This window comes from Paenibacillus tyrphae (genome assembly GCF_027925525.1).
Classification (GTDB): domain Bacteria; phylum Bacillota; class Bacilli; order Paenibacillales; family NBRC-103111; genus Paenibacillus_G; species Paenibacillus_G tyrfis_B.
On record NZ_BSDJ01000008.1, the window covers coordinates 98,146 to 114,803 of the forward strand.

10 protein-coding genes are annotated in these 16,658 nt (G+C 54.3%); 2 read left to right on the forward strand and 8 right to left on the reverse strand.

Features of this window, described 5'->3' with window-relative positions; all coding sequences use genetic code 11:
• Positions 1-59 precede the first annotated feature (59 nt).
• The 3 genes from QMG93_RS11750 to QMG93_RS11760 all read right to left on the reverse strand — a co-directional run bounded on the left by QMG93_RS11750 (position 60) and on the right by QMG93_RS11760 (position 5,255).
• The gene (locus QMG93_RS11750) at positions 60-785 is read right to left on the reverse strand and encodes a response regulator transcription factor (RefSeq protein WP_281936581.1); all 726 of its coding nucleotides are present in this window, start codon (positions 783-785) and stop codon (positions 60-62) included.
• 35 nt (positions 786-820) lie between these two features.
• Positions 821-2,971 (reverse strand): sensor histidine kinase, encoded by a 2,151-nt coding sequence (locus QMG93_RS11755; RefSeq protein WP_281936583.1) that lies wholly within the window; start codon positions 2,969-2,971, stop codon positions 821-823.
• Positions 2,972-3,353: 382 nt separating this feature from the next.
• The gene (locus tag QMG93_RS11760) at positions 3,354-5,255 is read right to left on the reverse strand and encodes a DUF2334 domain-containing protein (protein WP_281936585.1); all 1,902 of its coding nucleotides are present in this window, start codon (positions 5,253-5,255) and stop codon (positions 3,354-3,356) included.
• 213 nt (positions 5,256-5,468) lie between these two features.
• On the opposite strand from QMG93_RS11760, the gene QMG93_RS11765 reads away from it, so the two are divergent.
• Both QMG93_RS11765 and QMG93_RS11770 read left to right on the forward strand, forming a co-directional pair.
• Positions 5,469-5,660 (forward strand): hypothetical protein, encoded by a 192-nt coding sequence (locus QMG93_RS11765; RefSeq protein WP_036686913.1) that lies wholly within the window; start codon positions 5,469-5,471, stop codon positions 5,658-5,660.
• A 400-nt stretch (positions 5,661-6,060) separates the two neighbouring features.
• Positions 6,061-7,605 (forward strand): ATP-binding protein, encoded by a 1,545-nt coding sequence (locus QMG93_RS11770; protein ID WP_281936588.1) that lies wholly within the window; start codon positions 6,061-6,063, stop codon positions 7,603-7,605.
• Between the two features lie 88 nt (positions 7,606-7,693).
• Here QMG93_RS11770 and QMG93_RS11775 read toward each other — a convergent pair whose 3' ends face one another.
• The 5 genes from QMG93_RS11775 to QMG93_RS11795 form a co-directional block, all read right to left on the reverse strand.
• Positions 7,694-9,607 carry a hypothetical protein gene (locus QMG93_RS11775; RefSeq protein WP_281936590.1) on the reverse strand — a complete coding sequence of 638 codons (1,914 nt, stop codon included), beginning with the start codon at positions 9,605-9,607 and terminating at the stop codon, positions 7,694-7,696.
• 27 nt (positions 9,608-9,634) lie between these two features.
• Positions 9,635-10,951, reverse strand: a complete 1,317-nt coding sequence (locus QMG93_RS11780; RefSeq protein WP_281936592.1) for an efflux RND transporter periplasmic adaptor subunit — start codon at positions 10,949-10,951, stop codon at positions 9,635-9,637.
• A 21-nt stretch (positions 10,952-10,972) separates the two neighbouring features.
• Positions 10,973-14,080, reverse strand: coding sequence for an efflux RND transporter permease subunit (locus QMG93_RS11785; RefSeq protein WP_281936594.1), 3,108 nt, complete (start codon positions 14,078-14,080; stop codon positions 10,973-10,975).
• Between the two features lie 364 nt (positions 14,081-14,444).
• Positions 14,445-15,830, reverse strand: a complete 1,386-nt coding sequence (locus QMG93_RS11790; RefSeq protein WP_281936596.1) for a sensor histidine kinase — start codon at positions 15,828-15,830, stop codon at positions 14,445-14,447.
• Positions 15,827-16,504 (reverse strand): response regulator transcription factor, encoded by a 678-nt coding sequence (locus QMG93_RS11795; protein ID WP_281936598.1) that lies wholly within the window; start codon positions 16,502-16,504, stop codon positions 15,827-15,829. Before QMG93_RS11795 ends, QMG93_RS11790 begins: the two co-directional genes overlap by 4 nt.
• Positions 16,505-16,658: the final 154 nt, after the last annotated feature.

A 16,658-nucleotide genomic window follows, 5' to 3' on the forward strand; every position in this document is an offset into this window, starting at 1 on the left:
CCTCCCTGGCGCCGGCCAAAAAAAAATAAACCGCGCCTTGAATGGCTCAAGGTTACGGTTTACAGTTTCAGTGCATGGCTGGCGCCCCCGGCGATGAATTTATAGCCGACGCCATGGACGTTGATAATATATTTCGGATTCGACGGGTCCGGCTCGATCTTCTTGCGAAGGTTGCTGACATGGACGATAATCGTTCTCGTATCGTTGAAGCTCTCCTGCCCCCAAATTTCGCGGAACAGCTGCTCATGGCTGAAGGTCTGCTCCGGACGCGAGGCGAGAAAGCTCAGCAGGTCGAATTCCTTGCGGGACAACGTTACTTCTTGCCCGTTCACTCTCACCACACGGCTTAACCGGTCGATCCGCAAATGTCCGACGACCAGCTTGTCGGGCTGTCCTCCCGCCTGCTCCGCCGCAGCCAGATGCGGCCTGCGCAAATGGGCGCGTACCCGGGCCATCAGCTCGTTCGGGCTGAATGGCTTCGTAATATAATCGTCGCCGCCCAGATTCAAGCCAGCGATTTTGTCCGCTTCGTCTTTTTTGCAGCTCAAAAATAAGATCGGCACGGGAGAAACCGCCCGAAGCTCCCGGCATACTTCAAAGCCGCTTCGCCCCGGCAGAAGCACATCCAATATCGCCAGATCCGGCCGCTCCGCCTCCGCGATCTTAAGCGCATCTTCGCCGCTGGTTGCGAGCAGGACACGGTAATTGTTTTTTTCTAAGTAAAGACGGATCACTTCCCGAATCTCGGGATCATCTTCCACAACTAACACTGTTTGCTCCGTCATCCGTTTCACCACCGCATCGATGTAGTTCCCTGGTCCTAAGAAGAGAATAAACAATTGGACTGTTGCCGGTCAAGCTTTTTTTGGGGATTGGCAACGGGTATCGTGAAGCAGAACACGGTTCCTCGTCCCGGTTCGGTCCGGTCAACCCAGATTCGTCCCCCATGATATTCTATGATTTCTCTGGATATGGACAGCCCGAGCCCTTTGCCGCCCGCAGCGGAATTACGCGATCGGTTGCTGGTATAGAACCGGTCGAACACGTAAGGCAAATCCTGTTCGTTGATGCCGCCCCCCGTATCGCTGAACCGGCACAGCAGTTGTTCCCCGTCGTCGATCATTTCTACCTGAATGGAGCCGCCTTCCGGCGTGAACTTGATCGCATTGAAGATCAAGTTGCTGAACACCTGATGCAGTCGCTCCAGATCGACCTCCACCGCGGAAAATTCACGCGCCGGATCGTCTCCATCGGCCCGAAGCGTCAGCATATAATGAATGCCCGCATTGCGCGTATCCAGTTCGTAGCGGCTGAACAGCAGCTCGATCAGACGGTCGGTGCGCATGAGCTGCTTTTTGAAAGTCACCTGTCTCGCTTCAAGCTGGGAGAGCTGGAACAGGTCCTCGATCAACCGGTCCATGCTGACGACTTTGCTGTGAACAAGCCGCAAATAACGTTCCTTCTGCTCCTCCGTATCCACGATACCGTCCAGCACGGCTTCCAGATAGCACTGGATCGTCGTCAGCGGCGTGCCCAGATCATGCGATATGTTGCTGAGCAGCCGACTCCGGGACTTCTCCATCCGCGACAGCTCGTCGTTTTTACGCTGCAGCTCCAGATTCGCCTGCTCCAGATCGGCCGTCCGTTCCTTGATCTTGTCATGAAGCCCGCTGTTCAGCTGCGTCAAAGCGGCCGAAAGCTTCTCCTCGCTCCCGTACCCCCGCGACAACTTGACAGACAGCAGCACCGACTGGGAGAAAATAAAGATCAACAAGCCAAAAGCGGACATCTTGTCCGTCGTCTGCACCAGCTCGTGAGCGTACAGCATGTCGTTTACAATTGTAGCCGCGAAGATCAAGCTGGCGAACAGCAGCAGTCCGCTGCCCTCTCTGCGGCGCAAAAAAGCGAGCACGATGATGCTTATGATGTAGCAAATGCACGCTCCCACGATCAGTTGCAGGACGACAAGCCATTTCGAAAACAGCACGGTTGGCAGCAGTGGAATGACCACGGCGTAACCCAGCGTGACCGCACAGAAGAAGGTCGTGATTTTCCGCGAGCTTTCCCTCGGATACATGCTGGCGAAAAACAAGACGAACAGCGGCATGCTCAAATCTGCCGTCAAATACTCCAGAACCAGAGCCAGCGTCCAATCGAAGCGGGGAATCGCCTGGGTCACGACCATTTCCCCGATCAGCGCCATGCGCAGGCAGAATACAAGGCAAAATAAGCCGAAATAAAGCATGGCCAGCTCTTTGGTCCTCACGACAAACAGACCGAGATGATAAAGCCCCATGATCAGCAGGCTGCCGATCAGCAGCGTATCGAAGCCGACCGACAGTTGCTTCGCTCTCGCTACCGACTCAAACGGGCCGAACTCGATCGGCTGCCGGATGCCGCCCTTCTCGTGCGAATAATTCGATATCTGGAGAATCAGCTCCATCTCGCTCAAATGGGTATGGGCCACAGCCAACTGGGTCATAAAATGAGGCTTCGCTTCCGGCTCGGATCTGCTTACGGTACCGGCCGACGCGATTTCCTCTCCGTTTACCCACAGCCTATAGGACGTATAGATCGGAGGAAGCCGCAGGGCGAACATCCGATCATGATCGGACAATAAAATCTTGAGCCGGTAAGTGGCGTATCCTTCGCCCGTCAGCACCTTTCCGTCCTTCGTCGTATCGTTCCAGGAACCCGGAAGCTTGGCGTAGCTTTTTGGCGCTCCGAAGCGATCCGCCGCCAAGTCTTCGGGGTGCTTGAATTCGTTCCAATAAAACTCCCACTCGCCGTTCAGCGGAAGATGCCCTTTCCGGTTCCAATCCCATCCCCGTAGATCCAATTCGCCCTGAACTGCCGTCGGAGAATTGCCGTAGTTGAAGAACAACCGTTCTCCCGCAATCAGCCCTACGATCAAAAAAACGACAATGGTGAAAAATGCGGCAACCCGCCTCGATATTCGTTCCAGCGGCATGTGCTACCTCACGCTCCTCCGGCTTCGAGATACCGGCGGATGCCGCTTGCGATTCTTTCAGCCAATTTCGTTTGGTATTCTTGTTGACATAATGATGTTTTAAAACTGATCGGTTCGATCAATTGTGTATTCGCCCCTCAAGCGTTAAATCCTGCTTTTTCCAGACTCCGGCCTACCTATCTCTTCCCATTGTGCCTGAATTTGCCGAACTGAACAAGGGAGAAAATACTATAGTCTTTTCTTCCTATTCCAAGGCAGATTCTTGCTGCTTTCTTTCCTATGTAAAACGGCCCGGCGTAATTCGCCGGGCCAGGTAACAGTTCAATGAATAATATATGCAATATCATAGCTGACGCTCTGTCAGTACATTTCCATAGCTTGCTTATTTGGTTTGGTAAGATAAGGCGAAATCCAAGGTACCGCCGGAGCGGTCGATCAATACCAGGTCCGCTTTTCCATTGCCATCGACGTCCCGGACCATCAGATTAACGCCTTTTCCCGGCGTCCCCCACGGCCCGAAGGTGGAAAGCAGCTTCCACTCCCGGTCCTCGTCCCTTGCATAGACGGTGCAGCGCATCGTCTTCGGGTCCCAGCGAAGCGCGTCTTCCCGGCCGTCCCCGTTAAAGTCCCCGAGCCGAATCAAGCCGTCTTCATTCGGGAGACCGAGATCCACACGGGTCAGCTTCCACGTCATGTCGGCGGTATCCGGCTGAAGCTGAATGCCGCCCGAGGCGCCGTCTTTAGAGGCAAACAGCGCTGGGCCGCCCTCCATGCGCACCTGAAGCTCCTGATTCATTTCGCTTCGGAGCTTGTACGGTTTAATCGGCTTCAGCTCCTTCCCCCGGATTCGCCAGCCGTATAGCTGTAGCCTATCCTTCGTTAGTCCGGCCACAATCACATCGCCGTTCGATAACGGGAGCGTATATAAGGAGCTCCAAGCTTTGGCTTCAATCTTCCAGCTCTGCGCCAGATGGAACTGCCGCCCGTCCGATACATAGCGCTCCAAGTGCCCGCCCGGGTTCGCCATCCAGAAGCTGCACAGCCCTTCCGCATCTTTGCCGCTGACGGCGGCGGCAGCCCCGTTCGCATATTCCGCCTGCCCCCATCGCACCGGTGCCGGCTGCGCTTCATTGCGCCGTCCCTTGAACCGACCGGGAATCACACTGATCTCCCCATTCGCCGCATTCCACTGCACCGTATCGGCTTGCCCGTCGCCGTCGACATCTTCGAGAAATACGTTCTGTTTGCCGCCCGGCAGCAGCTTGACGCTCTGAGCAGGCGTGAACGGAACATAGTCGTGGATGGAGCGGAAGGCATATCCTTTCGCCCGCAGGCCGGCGATGAGCTTTTGCAGCACGCTCTTATTCTGCTCGGGGTAACGGAATTCCGGAAGTCCGTCCCGCAAGACCGGTTCGCCTCCCGGGTCCAGGACGGGGGTCAAATATTTAAACTCAAGAAAGGGATGATAAAAAAAGGAAGCCAAATGATTCGATTGACCGACCCGGTCCACAATCATTTTCTCGTCTTTATTATAAGGAATGTAGTCGTAAGGTGTCGGAACGTAAGCCGCGCCAAGCGTCGGACTGCCGTAGCCGGAATTACGCTGATTCCAATAAAAGACGCTTTCGGCATTGCGGTGAGTCTGTACCTCCGCCTGATAGTTCAGGCCGAAGTAGGAGCGGAACACCCCATCCTGTTCGGCGGTGGTCCGGTAATGCGGCGACTCCCAAAACTGCGGCTTCAGTCCCGCACGCTCGAATATCGCAAGCCCGTCTTTGATGCGCTGCTCCGCATACGATGTCTTCATCGTTTCTTCCACATCCGACACTTGGAACTCGTTGCCGATTCCCGATTCGTGGTGGCCGTCATCCCGGCGCACGCTGCCGACTTGGTGCGTGTAACCGTGCATGCCAATGACCGCGCCGGTGTCCGAAGCCTGCTGGAGCACCTTGCGGAAAGCCGCCGCGTACGGACTGCCCTCTTGGTCAAGAGGTACGTCGTACCGCGATCCGTCCGGGGGCAAATTGATCCAGCGGGGAATGACCGCCATATGGTACGCCACCTTTTGGTCGCGCAAATATTCCAGCACGGTTCTCAACTTTCCAAGTTCCTCAAGCGAAGCATATTGTCCGCCGGGACCGATGTCCTCCAGACGCATTAAGACGAATTTGGGAGTACGGGCCTCGCCTTCTACGGTAAAAATCCGATACGCCGACACCAGCAGCGTAAGCGCGATTAAGGAAACAACAAAACGTAGCCATTTCGAATGGCGCAAATAGATCATCGGGTGTCCGGAGCTCCCTTCTTGCTGCGTAAATCTACACCCGAATTGTACCAGATTTCCCGCCGGACGAGTATGTTTTTTTGTGGTCATAGGGATGGAAGCACGGCTTAATCACCGTATTTCCCCACTCTCCCTGCCGACGGACCTAAACAGCTCTGCGCCGCCCGAATCATATAAATAACGAAAAATACGAGAGAGGGGTGCTTTCGACGCATGGAAAATCAATTGAAAGCGATCACGAAAGAGCTGACGGACCTGCATAAGCGTTATGCCGGAATTTCCCTAAGCTTTGCCGCCCTTGAGCGCAAATTGTCAGCCATGGAACACCGCATGACTACGCTTGAAACCGAGTTTGCGAGGCAAGTCCCCTTTCTGCCGGAAGAAACCGGCGCGCCAGCCCACTAAAGGTATCTTCAACCGCTGTTCATCTTCATCCGTATCCTTATTCCACCAAGAAGCTCTTCACCTAGGTCGTCCGGAGGCTTGCGACTTAACCGCAAGCTTCCATATGCGGCTTATCTCCCCGGTTGCCTGTTCAAAATAAAGCCTATGCGCCGTCTCCCTCCGAAAAAGTCCGCTATCCAAGCCTTGGCATTTACTTCCCGATTCGGCACGCTATATAATGAAATGGCCGCTTCTCCGCGCCTTTACCGGCCTTGAGATATCGTTTGGAAGCCGGCTTAGCTCTTACGCTCCGAAGCATCTGAATCCCGTTCGGATTGCCTTTGGGCCTATTTTTAAACTGTTACGATGGGGGCAAGCATGATATAATGAATCGAATGCGACAGGCAGGTGATATCAAAATATGCAAAAAATCCCAGTCATTCGTGATAAAAAAAGTTCTGACATCACCATCATCCCTTCTGATGAAGTCGTTAAAATCGAATGCGTACGGGATAAAGAATATATCATTCACACGGTTTCTGATAAATATTACTGGGCAGCGTCGCTGGAAGCTTTCGAAGAGTGGCTGTACGAGGAAGGCTTTCGCCTGATCGATCAGATGAATGTGGTCAATATGAACCACGTAACGGAGTACGAGCCGCGCAAAGGAACCGTCACATTGCAGCACGGCCATACGACCCATTATAAAACCGCTTCCGCCGCCTGGATTCACGGCGAGCATATTACCAACGTCATGAATCTTCTAGGAAAGATGAAGGATCTCGACAAAGGCATCATCGACGACGAAGCCGATCGCATCTTCGAGAACATACTGGCCCAGGAAGAGGATCATCGGTTCGCCCGGTCCTACGCGATGATCAAGGCGCTCTACGATAAGAAAAAGACCGAACTGCTGCTTGAAGAAAGCGAACTGCGCTATAAATCGCTGTTCGAGCACAATCCCGATCCGATCTGCTCGCTGAACCTCGCGGGCCTCATTACGAGCGTCAATCCCGCCATGTTCGGCGTCACCGGCTACGCGGAAGAAGATTTGCTTCACCGCACGATCAATCCGCTGATTTCCCCGGAGGATTATACGCGGTGGCTCGATCATTTCGAGGAAACGCTCAACGGCATGACACCCCATTATGAAATTACGTTTGTGCGCAAGGACGGCAACCCGGTCGAGCTCAGCGTATTTAACTTTCCGATCTTCGTTAACAAACAGATTGCCGGCGTTTATATGATCGGCCAGGACATCAGCGAGCGTAAGCGGGCCGAGGAGATGATTCTCCGCTCCGAGAAGCTGTCGATCGTTGGGCAGCTGGCCGCCGGGGTCGCCCATGAAATCCGCAATCCGCTAACCTCGCTCAAAGGCTTCGTCCAACTGCTCCAAAGCAAGGTAAGCGGCTACGACAATTACTTCGAAATCATGATCGACGAACTGGAGCGGATCAACTTTATCGTCAGCGAATTTCTGGTCATCGCGAAGCCGCAAGTCGTCAAATACCAGCCGAAGAACGCCTTCATCATTCTGGAAAATACGATTATGCTGCTCGGCTCTCAAGCGATGATTCATAATGTCGACATCGTCACGGAAGCGGACCCCGATCTTCCCGAAATCAACTGCGACGAAAATCAAATCAAGCAGGTATTTATCAACATTTTGAACAACTCCATCGATGCCATGCCGGAAGGCGGACAAATCCGCGCCGAATTCCGTAAAATGGAGGGCGGAAAGCTGCTGATGCGATTTACCGATCAAGGCTGCGGCATTCCGGAAGACCGAATTCCCCGACTGGGGGAACCGTTCTATACGACGAAGGAGAAAGGCACCGGGCTCGGCCTCATGGTCACCTTTAAAATTATCGAAAATCACGGGGGCAGCATGAAGATAAGCAGCGAGCAGGGAAAAGGCACGACTGTAGACATATATATGCAGGGCGTCCGAAAAATCCGGTCTTAGCAAGCGATACGGAAGCACGATATAAACAAACAGCCTTTCGAATCCGACAGAATTCGAAAGGCTGTTTTGCGTTTTGCGGCAGCGCCGCTTATTGTTTGAGCGTGGTGATATATCTTTTGGCCAGCCCGCTTGGCGTATCGAACGCTTCGTAGACACGGATCGTAAACGGATTTTCGAGCTGCTCCGTTTTGGCGTTGAAGGTCAAAATCTGCTTGCCCGTTGCCAGTTTATTCGGGCCGGTAAACGAGCCTTCGGCGGTGCCTAGAACGCGTCCTTTCGTATCTACCAGCTCCATATAAAGCCTGGAGAAATTTTGATCGACTACGACGTTGTCGCTCTGCTTCACTTCCAACGTAAATGAGATTTTATAGCTGTAAATCAACCCACCCATGCTGCCAGGAGTTGTAGCGGACAATGTCCAATCGACGATTTTCAGATCAAACGGGTACATCGCGAACGTATCCCCCGACGCCTCGCTGCTTGCAGCCGTCTGCAAGGAAGCAATCGTGCTTGTGTAAGGAGCTGCGGACTGCGTATCCAACAGCTTGATCGTCAGCTGCTTGCCGTTCTCCGTCTTCGGCACGTTGAACGAATAATTCACGACATAACTCATGTTCGGGTTCAACGCAGTCGCGACCCCGGATTGCCGCGCTCCGGCATAAGCGGCTCCGTCTCCTCCGAGGATCTCGGTCTGGAAAGCGGGCACCGGCACCGGTTTATCGCTCTTGTTCGTGATCCGGAATTTGGCGACTACCGAATGAAAGCCGTTGTCACTCTCATGAAGATGCATTTCCATCAGGGTTACTTCCGTATTGGCATCGATCATCTTATTCAACGGATCGAAGACGATCGGGCTGCCGATCCGGTAAGAAATCGCAGGCGCCGTATCCGTCTTCGCGCCACTCGGAACTGCAATCTGCACGCGGCCGACGTCAAATCCCGTTGCCGTAGTGGGCGCACCCTGTCCTCCCCCCGAAACGAATGTTTCGGTCGTCGTAACGAATAAGGAGGTCAGCGTCACGTTGTGTTCGACAGGTATGGCATAATGAATATATTTTTTCTCGCCGGCTTCGACCGTCACGGCGCCATGCTCCGTACGGCTTCCGCTATACGTCTTATTCTCCGATTGCCCGTCGATACGGAATTCGGGTATCGTTTCCCGCCCAACGCCAGGGTTTTCCACCAATAAGGTGACGAGCGCAACAGGCCCCGTTGCTTCTCCTGCAGCGTTCGGTGGGGCAGCCGGAGTCCCGTTGGGTGCGCCGGACTCACCGCCAGACGCAGCCGCTGCACCGTTCGGGGCAGCGGCTGTCCCTCCCGTTTCCGATACGGATGCGCCACCAGGGGTCCCGCCGGACGCGGCTCCCGCGGACGCTCCGACAGAAGCACCGCTTATCGGATACTGAACCTTGACTGCCGCAGGGGTATAGCGCAGGCTGGAATTTAAGCCCGGAATCGTAAACGCTTCTCCCCATCCTTTCGGCTCGGCGGCTTTGTCCGCTCCTGCCGCCGACGCGTACCACACTTGCCTCGCGCCTAGCGGAATCGTCAGCAGGTTCGTTTCCTTTTTCGGATAAACATACTCATCCACATTGACGAAGGACAGCTCCGACAGTTTAATTGCCGGCGTGCCCTCAATGACGGTCATATATACGAGTTCGCCGATTTCGCCCGACTCAAGCGCAGCCTTGTTCGCGGCGCTCGCCTTCAGCGTATACTGCACTCCGCCCGTCGTACGGACGTGCAGCTGATGATCGGGAACCCGAGTTTTCTGCGTTCCCCCGTTATATAAGCGAACGGATGCGCCTATGCGTGTGCCGCCGGCGGTCGTTTCGATCGCCAGACTTTTCACCGCGGCACGGATCGAATCCGTTAAGCCGAAGTTGCTCGGAGCGGCCACTGTCGTTTGGGTCGTATCGGCCGCCAGCGCCGGCAGATTTGCCGGAAGGAGTGTCGTTCCGATTATGACGAAGGTTAGCGCTGTTTTCCAAGGTTGTTTCATCGATGATTCCTCCTTATGCCGTGGATCTTATTTTTTAGCCGGCTCTTGAGCCGCTGGAGAGGATTGGCCTTGAGGGGCCGGTTTGGCCACCTCCACCTTCTGGCCGTCCTTCAGCTGATGCTGCCCGCTCGTTACGATTTGCTCTCCTTCCTTGACGCCCTCCAGTACTTCCTGATAAGCGTCGCTGATGCGTCCCAGCTTGATTTTACGTTTCTGGACCGTATCCCCTTGAAGAACGAACACGAACGAATTCGATTCTTCGCGGACAATGCTGAGCGTCGGAACGGCTGCGACCTGCTCCTCCGCCTCGGTGGTGAGCTGAACTATCGCCCGGGTACCCGGTTTCAGCTTCTGATCCGGGTTCTGGACTTCCAGCTCCAGAGAATACGATTTGGTGGCTGCGCTCATGACGTTCGATAAAAACGTAATTTTGGCCATTCCTTTCTCGGCCGGATTATCCGGGCTGTAGTAGGCAAGCTCCTGCTTGTTTTTGACCAGCTCATACGACGGCTCCGACAGCTCGACCTTCAGCTTGATCGGATCGATCTGCTGGACTTGCCCTATCTTGCCGTTAGGCGAAACGGTTCCGCCAAGCTCTATCGTATAATCCGTCAGCACCCCGCTGACAGGCGCTTTGACGTCATAATTCTCAAGCGACCGCTGAGCCTCCTCCAAGCTGATCCGCGAGGACTCCACCTCCGACTGCTGGTCGGCCAGCGAATTCGTTTTGTCCAGGGCTGTCAGCTTGTTCCGCTGCGCCTGCACCTCCATGCGGGCATTCTTCAGCGCCTGCTCGGCCTGTTCCACCTGCCGCTGCGTTGCTGCGCCACCGTCAAAATCATTGCGCAATTTGTTGTAGTCTTTCTCCGCGTCGCTCGCCTTCTGCTCCGCCTTCATAATCTCGTCCTGCAAATTGCGGCGGGAATTGGCGTTGTCCTCCACTGTTTTCGCAAGCGTCTGCTCCGAGCTCTTCACCTTGAGCTGGCTTTTTTTCAAGGACGTTTCGGCCTCGCGATTGTCGATTCGGAACAGCACCTCGCCCGCCTGCACAACATCTCCGCGTTTCTTCAAGACTTGCGTAATCTGACCGCTCGCCTTCGGGATAATGTCCATGGCGGACATCCCCGCCACTTCCGCCACCTGCTCGCGCGGATCGCTTATTTTGCGCTTGGCGATCGCCTCCGTCTTCACCGGGCGGTTATCCAGCTTGAGGTCAACCGTGGATTCTCCCTTGGCGCCCGGGGCCGAGCAGCCTGCCGCAAGCAGGGCAGCCGCTGCCAATAAGGCGAAGACCCGAAGCGTGAGGGCTTTCTTCATCGCAACGTCTTTTCTAACCTTTCTCATCTTTCCGTGCCTCCTCCTTCGTTACATCTCTATTGTCGCCGGCTTCGAACCGTCGTCTGGTTTTTTTCGATTAAACCAACCGGAAATCCGGTTTTTCCAGTTCTCAATCATTTCATAGACAATCGGCACGACGACCAGCGTGAGAATGGTCGAAGTCGTCAAACCGCCGATAACGACAACCGCAAGCCCTTTGGAAATCAAGGTGCCATGCGCAAATCCGAGCGCAAGCGGCAGCAGAGCCACGATCGTAGCCGCGGCGGTCATAATAATCGGACGCAAGCGGACCTTGCCCGCTTCCATCAGCGCGTGGCGCACCGTGTACCCTTCTTCCCGGAGCTGCTGCACCCGTTCGAGCAATACGATGGCGTTCGTAACGACGATCCCGATCAGCATCAAAAAGCCAATCATCGACGTGATATTGAGCGATTCCCTTGTTATGAGCAACGCCAGCAGACCGCCGATGGCCGCAAGCGGCAGCGAGAACAGAATGGCGAACGGCGCCGAGGCGTTGCCGAAGGCCAGCACCATGACCAGATACACGATAAATACCGCAACGCTCATCGCCATATACAGTTGGCCGAAGTTTTCGTCGGTGTCCTTGTTGACTCCTCCAAGCTCGCGGGTTACCCCCTCCGGGAGCTCAAGGGTCTTCAGAGCCTCGTTCACCTGGAGACTGACGCCGTTTTTGTTCGCGCCATTAATTTTCGCCGTGATCGAGACCTCTTGCTTTTGGGTTTTCCGGGAAATGCTCGCCGGAGCCTCCACCTCGCGGATTTTGGCCACTTCGTTCAAATAGACGGTTCCCGTTTTCGTAGATATCGGAAGCCGGCCAAGCTTCTCAAGCGTATCTTTGTCCTTTTTGCTAAGAGAAACGGTCGTCTTGTACGTTACGTCGTCCAGCTTAACATCGCCGAGCTGCTGCTTCTGAACCCAGCCCCGCGCCGTTTCGCGGATCGTGCTGACATCCAAGCCGTACGTTCGCGCCTTTTTCTGGTCCACGACGATATCGACTACGGTTTTGGCGTCGCTTAACGCGTCCTTCACTTCGTAAAGCTCCGGGAACTCCGCCAGCTTCTTCTTGACGATCCCTGCCGCAGCAATCAAATCCTTCTGATTGTTTCCGTACAAGGTGTACCCGAAGTCCGTCGTCGCCGGACCTCCTCCGCCGAGGGAAGAAGGGAGAACCTCGGAGCCCTTCGGCAGCTCGGCCAAAATCGCGTTCTTGAATTGATCCCTGACTTGATCGGGCTTCACGTTCTCGTTCATTTCCACAAAGAGCTGGAACGCATATGGCACCCGGTCGTTATTAACTCCTTCTCCGCCGTTATACCCGACGAGCGCCTCCACGTAACGGAATACGGGATCGCCGTTCGAATCCTTGCTCTCCATCAGCATCTTTTCCAATTCCTTGGATTTGAGATCGGTCGCGGCATAGGAAGTCTCGTAGGGCAGCTTCACGGTATAATAAATATTGCGCGGTTGAGCACCGTCCGGAAAAAGCGCGATAGCCAAATTAGGTACGACGATGACAATCGAAAGGATAAACAGGAGGCCCGATATGAGCAGCGACTTGATCCTATGCGTCAAAGACCACTCCAGAACCGATTCGTACATCGAGGTAAACCGGCCGACTTTCGTTTCGTCGTGCGCTTTGAACTTACCTCGCAGCACCAGCAGCTTGGCAAGCATCGGAATGACGGTTAACGCCACCAATAACGAAGCCATCAAGGCAACGGCTATCGTAATGGCGAACGGCCGGAAAAATTCACCTACCATCCCGCTGACCATCCCGATCGGAGCGAATACGGCTACGGTTGCAATCGTCGAGGACGTAATGGCCATGGCCACCTGCCTGGTCGCCATCAGGATGACCGATTCGTTTCGCTCCTGCGCTTTTTCCAGCGACGTATAGATATTCTCGATAACGACGATCGAATCGTCTACGACCCGTCCGACAGCGATGAACATGCCGCCGAGCGTCATCATATTGAGCGTGATGTTTAAATAATGCAGCAGCATCAGCGTGATCAGCATGGACAGCGGAATCGAGACGAGTACCACGAGCGTCATCCGGACGTTGCGCAGGAAGATGAGAATCATGAGCGAAGCAAGTATCGCCCCCATCACGCCTTCCCGCAGCATGCCGCTGATCGATTCCTTTACTTCGTCCGCCGTATTAAAGATCGAGCGGAAGGTGACGTTCGGCATCGTCGTCTTCCAATCGCTCATCAGCTTGTCGGCAGCATCCGAGAATTCCACAGCGTTCGCACCGCTTGTTTTAAACAAATGAATGCCAAGCGCTGCCTTGCCGTCGAGTCTGGCCATGAATTTGGATTCCGTCACAGCGGAAACTTTCGCCACCTGAGATAAGAGGACCGTTCCACCGGAGCTCACGGTCAACTCCAACTGTTCCAAAGCATACAAGCTTTCTAAATCGCCGGATATGCGGGCCATCTTATCGTTACCGCTCAGCTCGACGGAACCGATCGGGCCTTTGGACAGCGCGGATTCGATCGAAGTAGCCACCTGTGAGGGGGTCAAGCCAAAGGCGCTCAGCGCGTCGGCATTAAGTTGGATGTCCATCGTCGTTTCCCGGTTGCCAATGGCCGTGATATGGTCGATGCCTTTAATGCCTTCGAACGCCGGCTTGATTTTGTCCTTATACAGCTTGTCGAGCTCGGTTTGACTTACTCCTTCGTTCGCCGACACGACCAGATAATAGGCCGGCATCGACGAAAACCCGAACGTCATAGCCTTCGGCCTTTGTGCCGTCGAAGGCAAGCTGACCTCCTGGATCAAGTTTTCGACTTCCCGCTTTTTCTTGTCCAGGTCTACTCCATGTTTGAACATCACCTGAACAAAAGAATTGTTGTCGTTAGAGGTCGAAGTCAGTTGGTCAAGATCCGGTATGTTCGCCAGCTTATCTTCGATCGGCTTCGTCACGTTGTCCATCACATCTTTGGGCGATCCCGGGTAGGTCGTGCTGATGAAAACCGCAGGGAACGAGATGTTAGGGTAGTTCTCCTGCTTCAGCTTCGTAGCCGAATACATCCCGCCGCCAAACAGCATGGCGACGATGATGATCACTGCCGCGACGTTCTTCATCGAAAATTTAATCAGTCCGTTCATTCCACTCCTCGCTCCTTTATAAATGTCCATCCGATTCTGGAAAATACTTTACCTTGCAATTATGAACGGAGCGTGAACCGGACAAAAAAAGATCAACCCGTTTTGGGTTGATCTTCAGAGTGTTGAGAAAGTGGTCAAACGGGATTATAGAGGTAACGAAGGGGTGGGGTATCCACTTCCGACCACTCTTGTCTTCGGGAAATTTGATTGGAAGCCGCTTACTAGCGGACATTTCCCGAAGACAAAGGCGGCCGCTATCGCTTCTCCAGTAGATACCCCACGTACGTATGTTTCTCTATTTTTGCTTAGACCACTTTCTCAACAAGCTCAAGATCAACCCGATTTGGGTTGATCTTTCACGCTGTTATTTCTTGTCCGGAGCGTGACGTTTGCCGGAGAAGCTGGGCAGCGTAACCGTAAAGACGGTGCCCTGCCCGGGCTTGCTGCGCACCTCGATCGTGCCGCGATGCAGATCGACGATCTTTTTTACGATGGCAAGTCCCAATCCGCTGCCGCTTTTCTCCCGGTTCCTGGCCCGGTCCGCCTTATAAAACCGTTCAAAAATGCGGGCCTGATCCTCCTCGGAGATCCCGATGCCCGTATCGCCGATCCGCACCTGAATCCGGTCGGTGGCCGGAAGCAGCCGTACCCTCACCATGCCGCCCTCCGGTGTGAACTTCAAGCTGTTGGTGATCAGATTCATCCACACTTGGCTGAGCTGATCCGCATCGGCATAAATTTTCGCCGTGGGCAGCCTCAAATCTAGCTCCAGCTTTTTGGCTGACCAGATTGGCTCCGTGGCTACGATGACGCTGCGAAGCTGCTCATCCAGCGCATACGTCGTCGGGTGAAACGGATGATGCTCCGATTCAAGCGATGCGAGCTTGAGCAAGTTCTCGCTGAGCCGGGACAACCGTTCCGCCTCCGTCTGAATGATCTCCAGATATTGCCTTCGTTCCTCCTCCGACATCACCTTCTCCCGCAGCAGCTTGGAAAATCCGGCGATCGATGTAAGCGGAGACTGAATCTCGTGCGAGACATTGGACACGAAATCCTGCCGCATCCGCTCCATCTGCTTCAGCTCTCCGGCCATCTCGGTGAAGCTTTGGGCAAGCTCACCCAGTTCGTCCTTACGAAATTTCCAATCGAAGCCGATATTGAAATCGCCCTTGGCCATCCGCCTGGCCGCTTTGGTCATGCGCTTGATCGGTTTAACCAAATAGCGGCCGGCCACCATAATGAAGACGCTGCCGATAATCAAGGCGTTGATCAGCGAGATGTTCAAATAGCTTTGCAGGAGCCGGTCGGACTTGTTCGAGGCCGGCTGCAAGAACATCGCATACGAATGCCCTTGGATCTTCACCGGGTAACCCAGTATGCTGACATCCATGCTCGACTCATTCCAAAGCTGTTCCCCGCGCAGCACCTGAGCAATTTCCTGCGGAGTAATAGCCTTCCTCGTCTCGACGTCGGTATATCCGTATAACGCTTCGTTGCCTGCCTCATCGTATACCCTGATGAAGAAAGGCTTGGCAAGCTTGCGGTTAGTCATATACGAGTCGAAATCGACGTTGTCCGTCGCTTCATAGGTTTCGATCAAATCTTGCGCCACCAGGGTCATGTCTTCCCGAAGCTGCGCGTTCAGCCTCTCCGAGAAAACAAGACCCATAATCACAAAGGCGACGACCAATCCGAAGATGACCGCCGCCAAATAAACAAGCACCATCCGCGTGTAGAGCGTTTTGATCATCCGTTCACCTCAAGCTTGTAGCCAAGCCCCCGGATGGTGCGGATGGAGAAGCTGTCCGTCTCGTCCGCAAACCGTTCTCTGAGCCGCTTGATATGAACGTCCACGGTACGGTCGTCTCCCTCATAATCGTGCCCCCAGATTTGTTCGATAAGCTGGTTCCTCGTAAAAATTTGGTTCGGGTGGCTCGCCAGCTTGTAGAGCAGCTCAAATTCTTTGAGCGGAAGCGTCAACTTCTCGTCGCCTTTCAGAACCTCATGGCTTTTCTTGTTCAGCTCGATCCGGCCGAATTGCACGGTATCCGACGCATGGATCCGGTATCGCTTCAGCAGCGCCTTCACCCGCACGACCAGTTCCAGCGGATCGAACGGCTTGACCAAATAATCGTCCGTTCCCAGCTCGAATCCCTTAACCTTGTCTCCCGTCTCGCCCTTGGCGGTTACCATCAGCAGCGGAAGGTCCGTTTGCTGCATCCGAATATGACGGCTCAGCTCCCAGCCGTCCATAAACGGCATCATAATGTCGAGGATGACCAGATCCACCCGGTTTTCCTGCAGCAGCTTCCATGCGTCCTGCCCGTTCTCCGCTTCCAGCAGGCGATAGCCCTCCTCGCGCAGACTGACTCGGATCAGCTCCCGAATATGCCGGTCGTCATCCACGATCAATACGGTAATCATCGACAGTCCCCCCAAAAACCGAAAAATCCGGTAAATCACAGTACCTTCATGATAATGGACCCGCAGGCCGTATTTCAAGCAAACCTAATCTAAACAAAACTTTAAAAACCAATTAACACTTGACGAACAGTTCTTTTTTAAACTAGAAAAGGTT

Bases quoted from the DNA above. Each gene is read 5' to 3' on its own strand.
- QMG93_RS11750 (WP_281936581.1), bottom strand. From the start codon at position 785: ATGACGGAGCAAACAGTGTTAGTTGTGGAAGATGATCCCGAGATTCGG.
- QMG93_RS11760 (WP_281936585.1), bottom strand. From the start codon at position 5,255: ATGATCTATTTGCGCCATTCGAAATGGCTACGTTTTGTTGTTTCCTTA.
- QMG93_RS11795 (WP_281936598.1), bottom strand. From the start codon at position 16,504: ATGATTACCGTATTGATCGTGGATGACGACCGGCATATTCGGGAGCTG.
- QMG93_RS11790 (WP_281936596.1), bottom strand. From the start codon at position 15,830: ATGATCAAAACGCTCTACACGCGGATGGTGCTTGTTTATTTGGCGGCG.
- QMG93_RS11755 (WP_281936583.1), bottom strand. From the start codon at position 2,971: ATGCCGCTGGAACGAATATCGAGGCGGGTTGCCGCATTTTTCACCATT.
- QMG93_RS11785 (WP_281936594.1), bottom strand. From the start codon at position 14,080: ATGAACGGACTGATTAAATTTTCGATGAAGAACGTCGCGGCAGTGATC.
- QMG93_RS11775 (WP_281936590.1), bottom strand. From the start codon at position 9,607: ATGAAACAACCTTGGAAAACAGCGCTAACCTTCGTCATAATCGGAACG.
- QMG93_RS11770 (WP_281936588.1), top strand. From the start codon at position 6,061: ATGCAAAAAATCCCAGTCATTCGTGATAAAAAAAGTTCTGACATCACC.
- QMG93_RS11780 (WP_281936592.1), bottom strand. From the start codon at position 10,951: ATGAGAAAGGTTAGAAAAGACGTTGCGATGAAGAAAGCCCTCACGCTT.
- QMG93_RS11765 (WP_036686913.1), top strand. From the start codon at position 5,469: ATGGAAAATCAATTGAAAGCGATCACGAAAGAGCTGACGGACCTGCAT.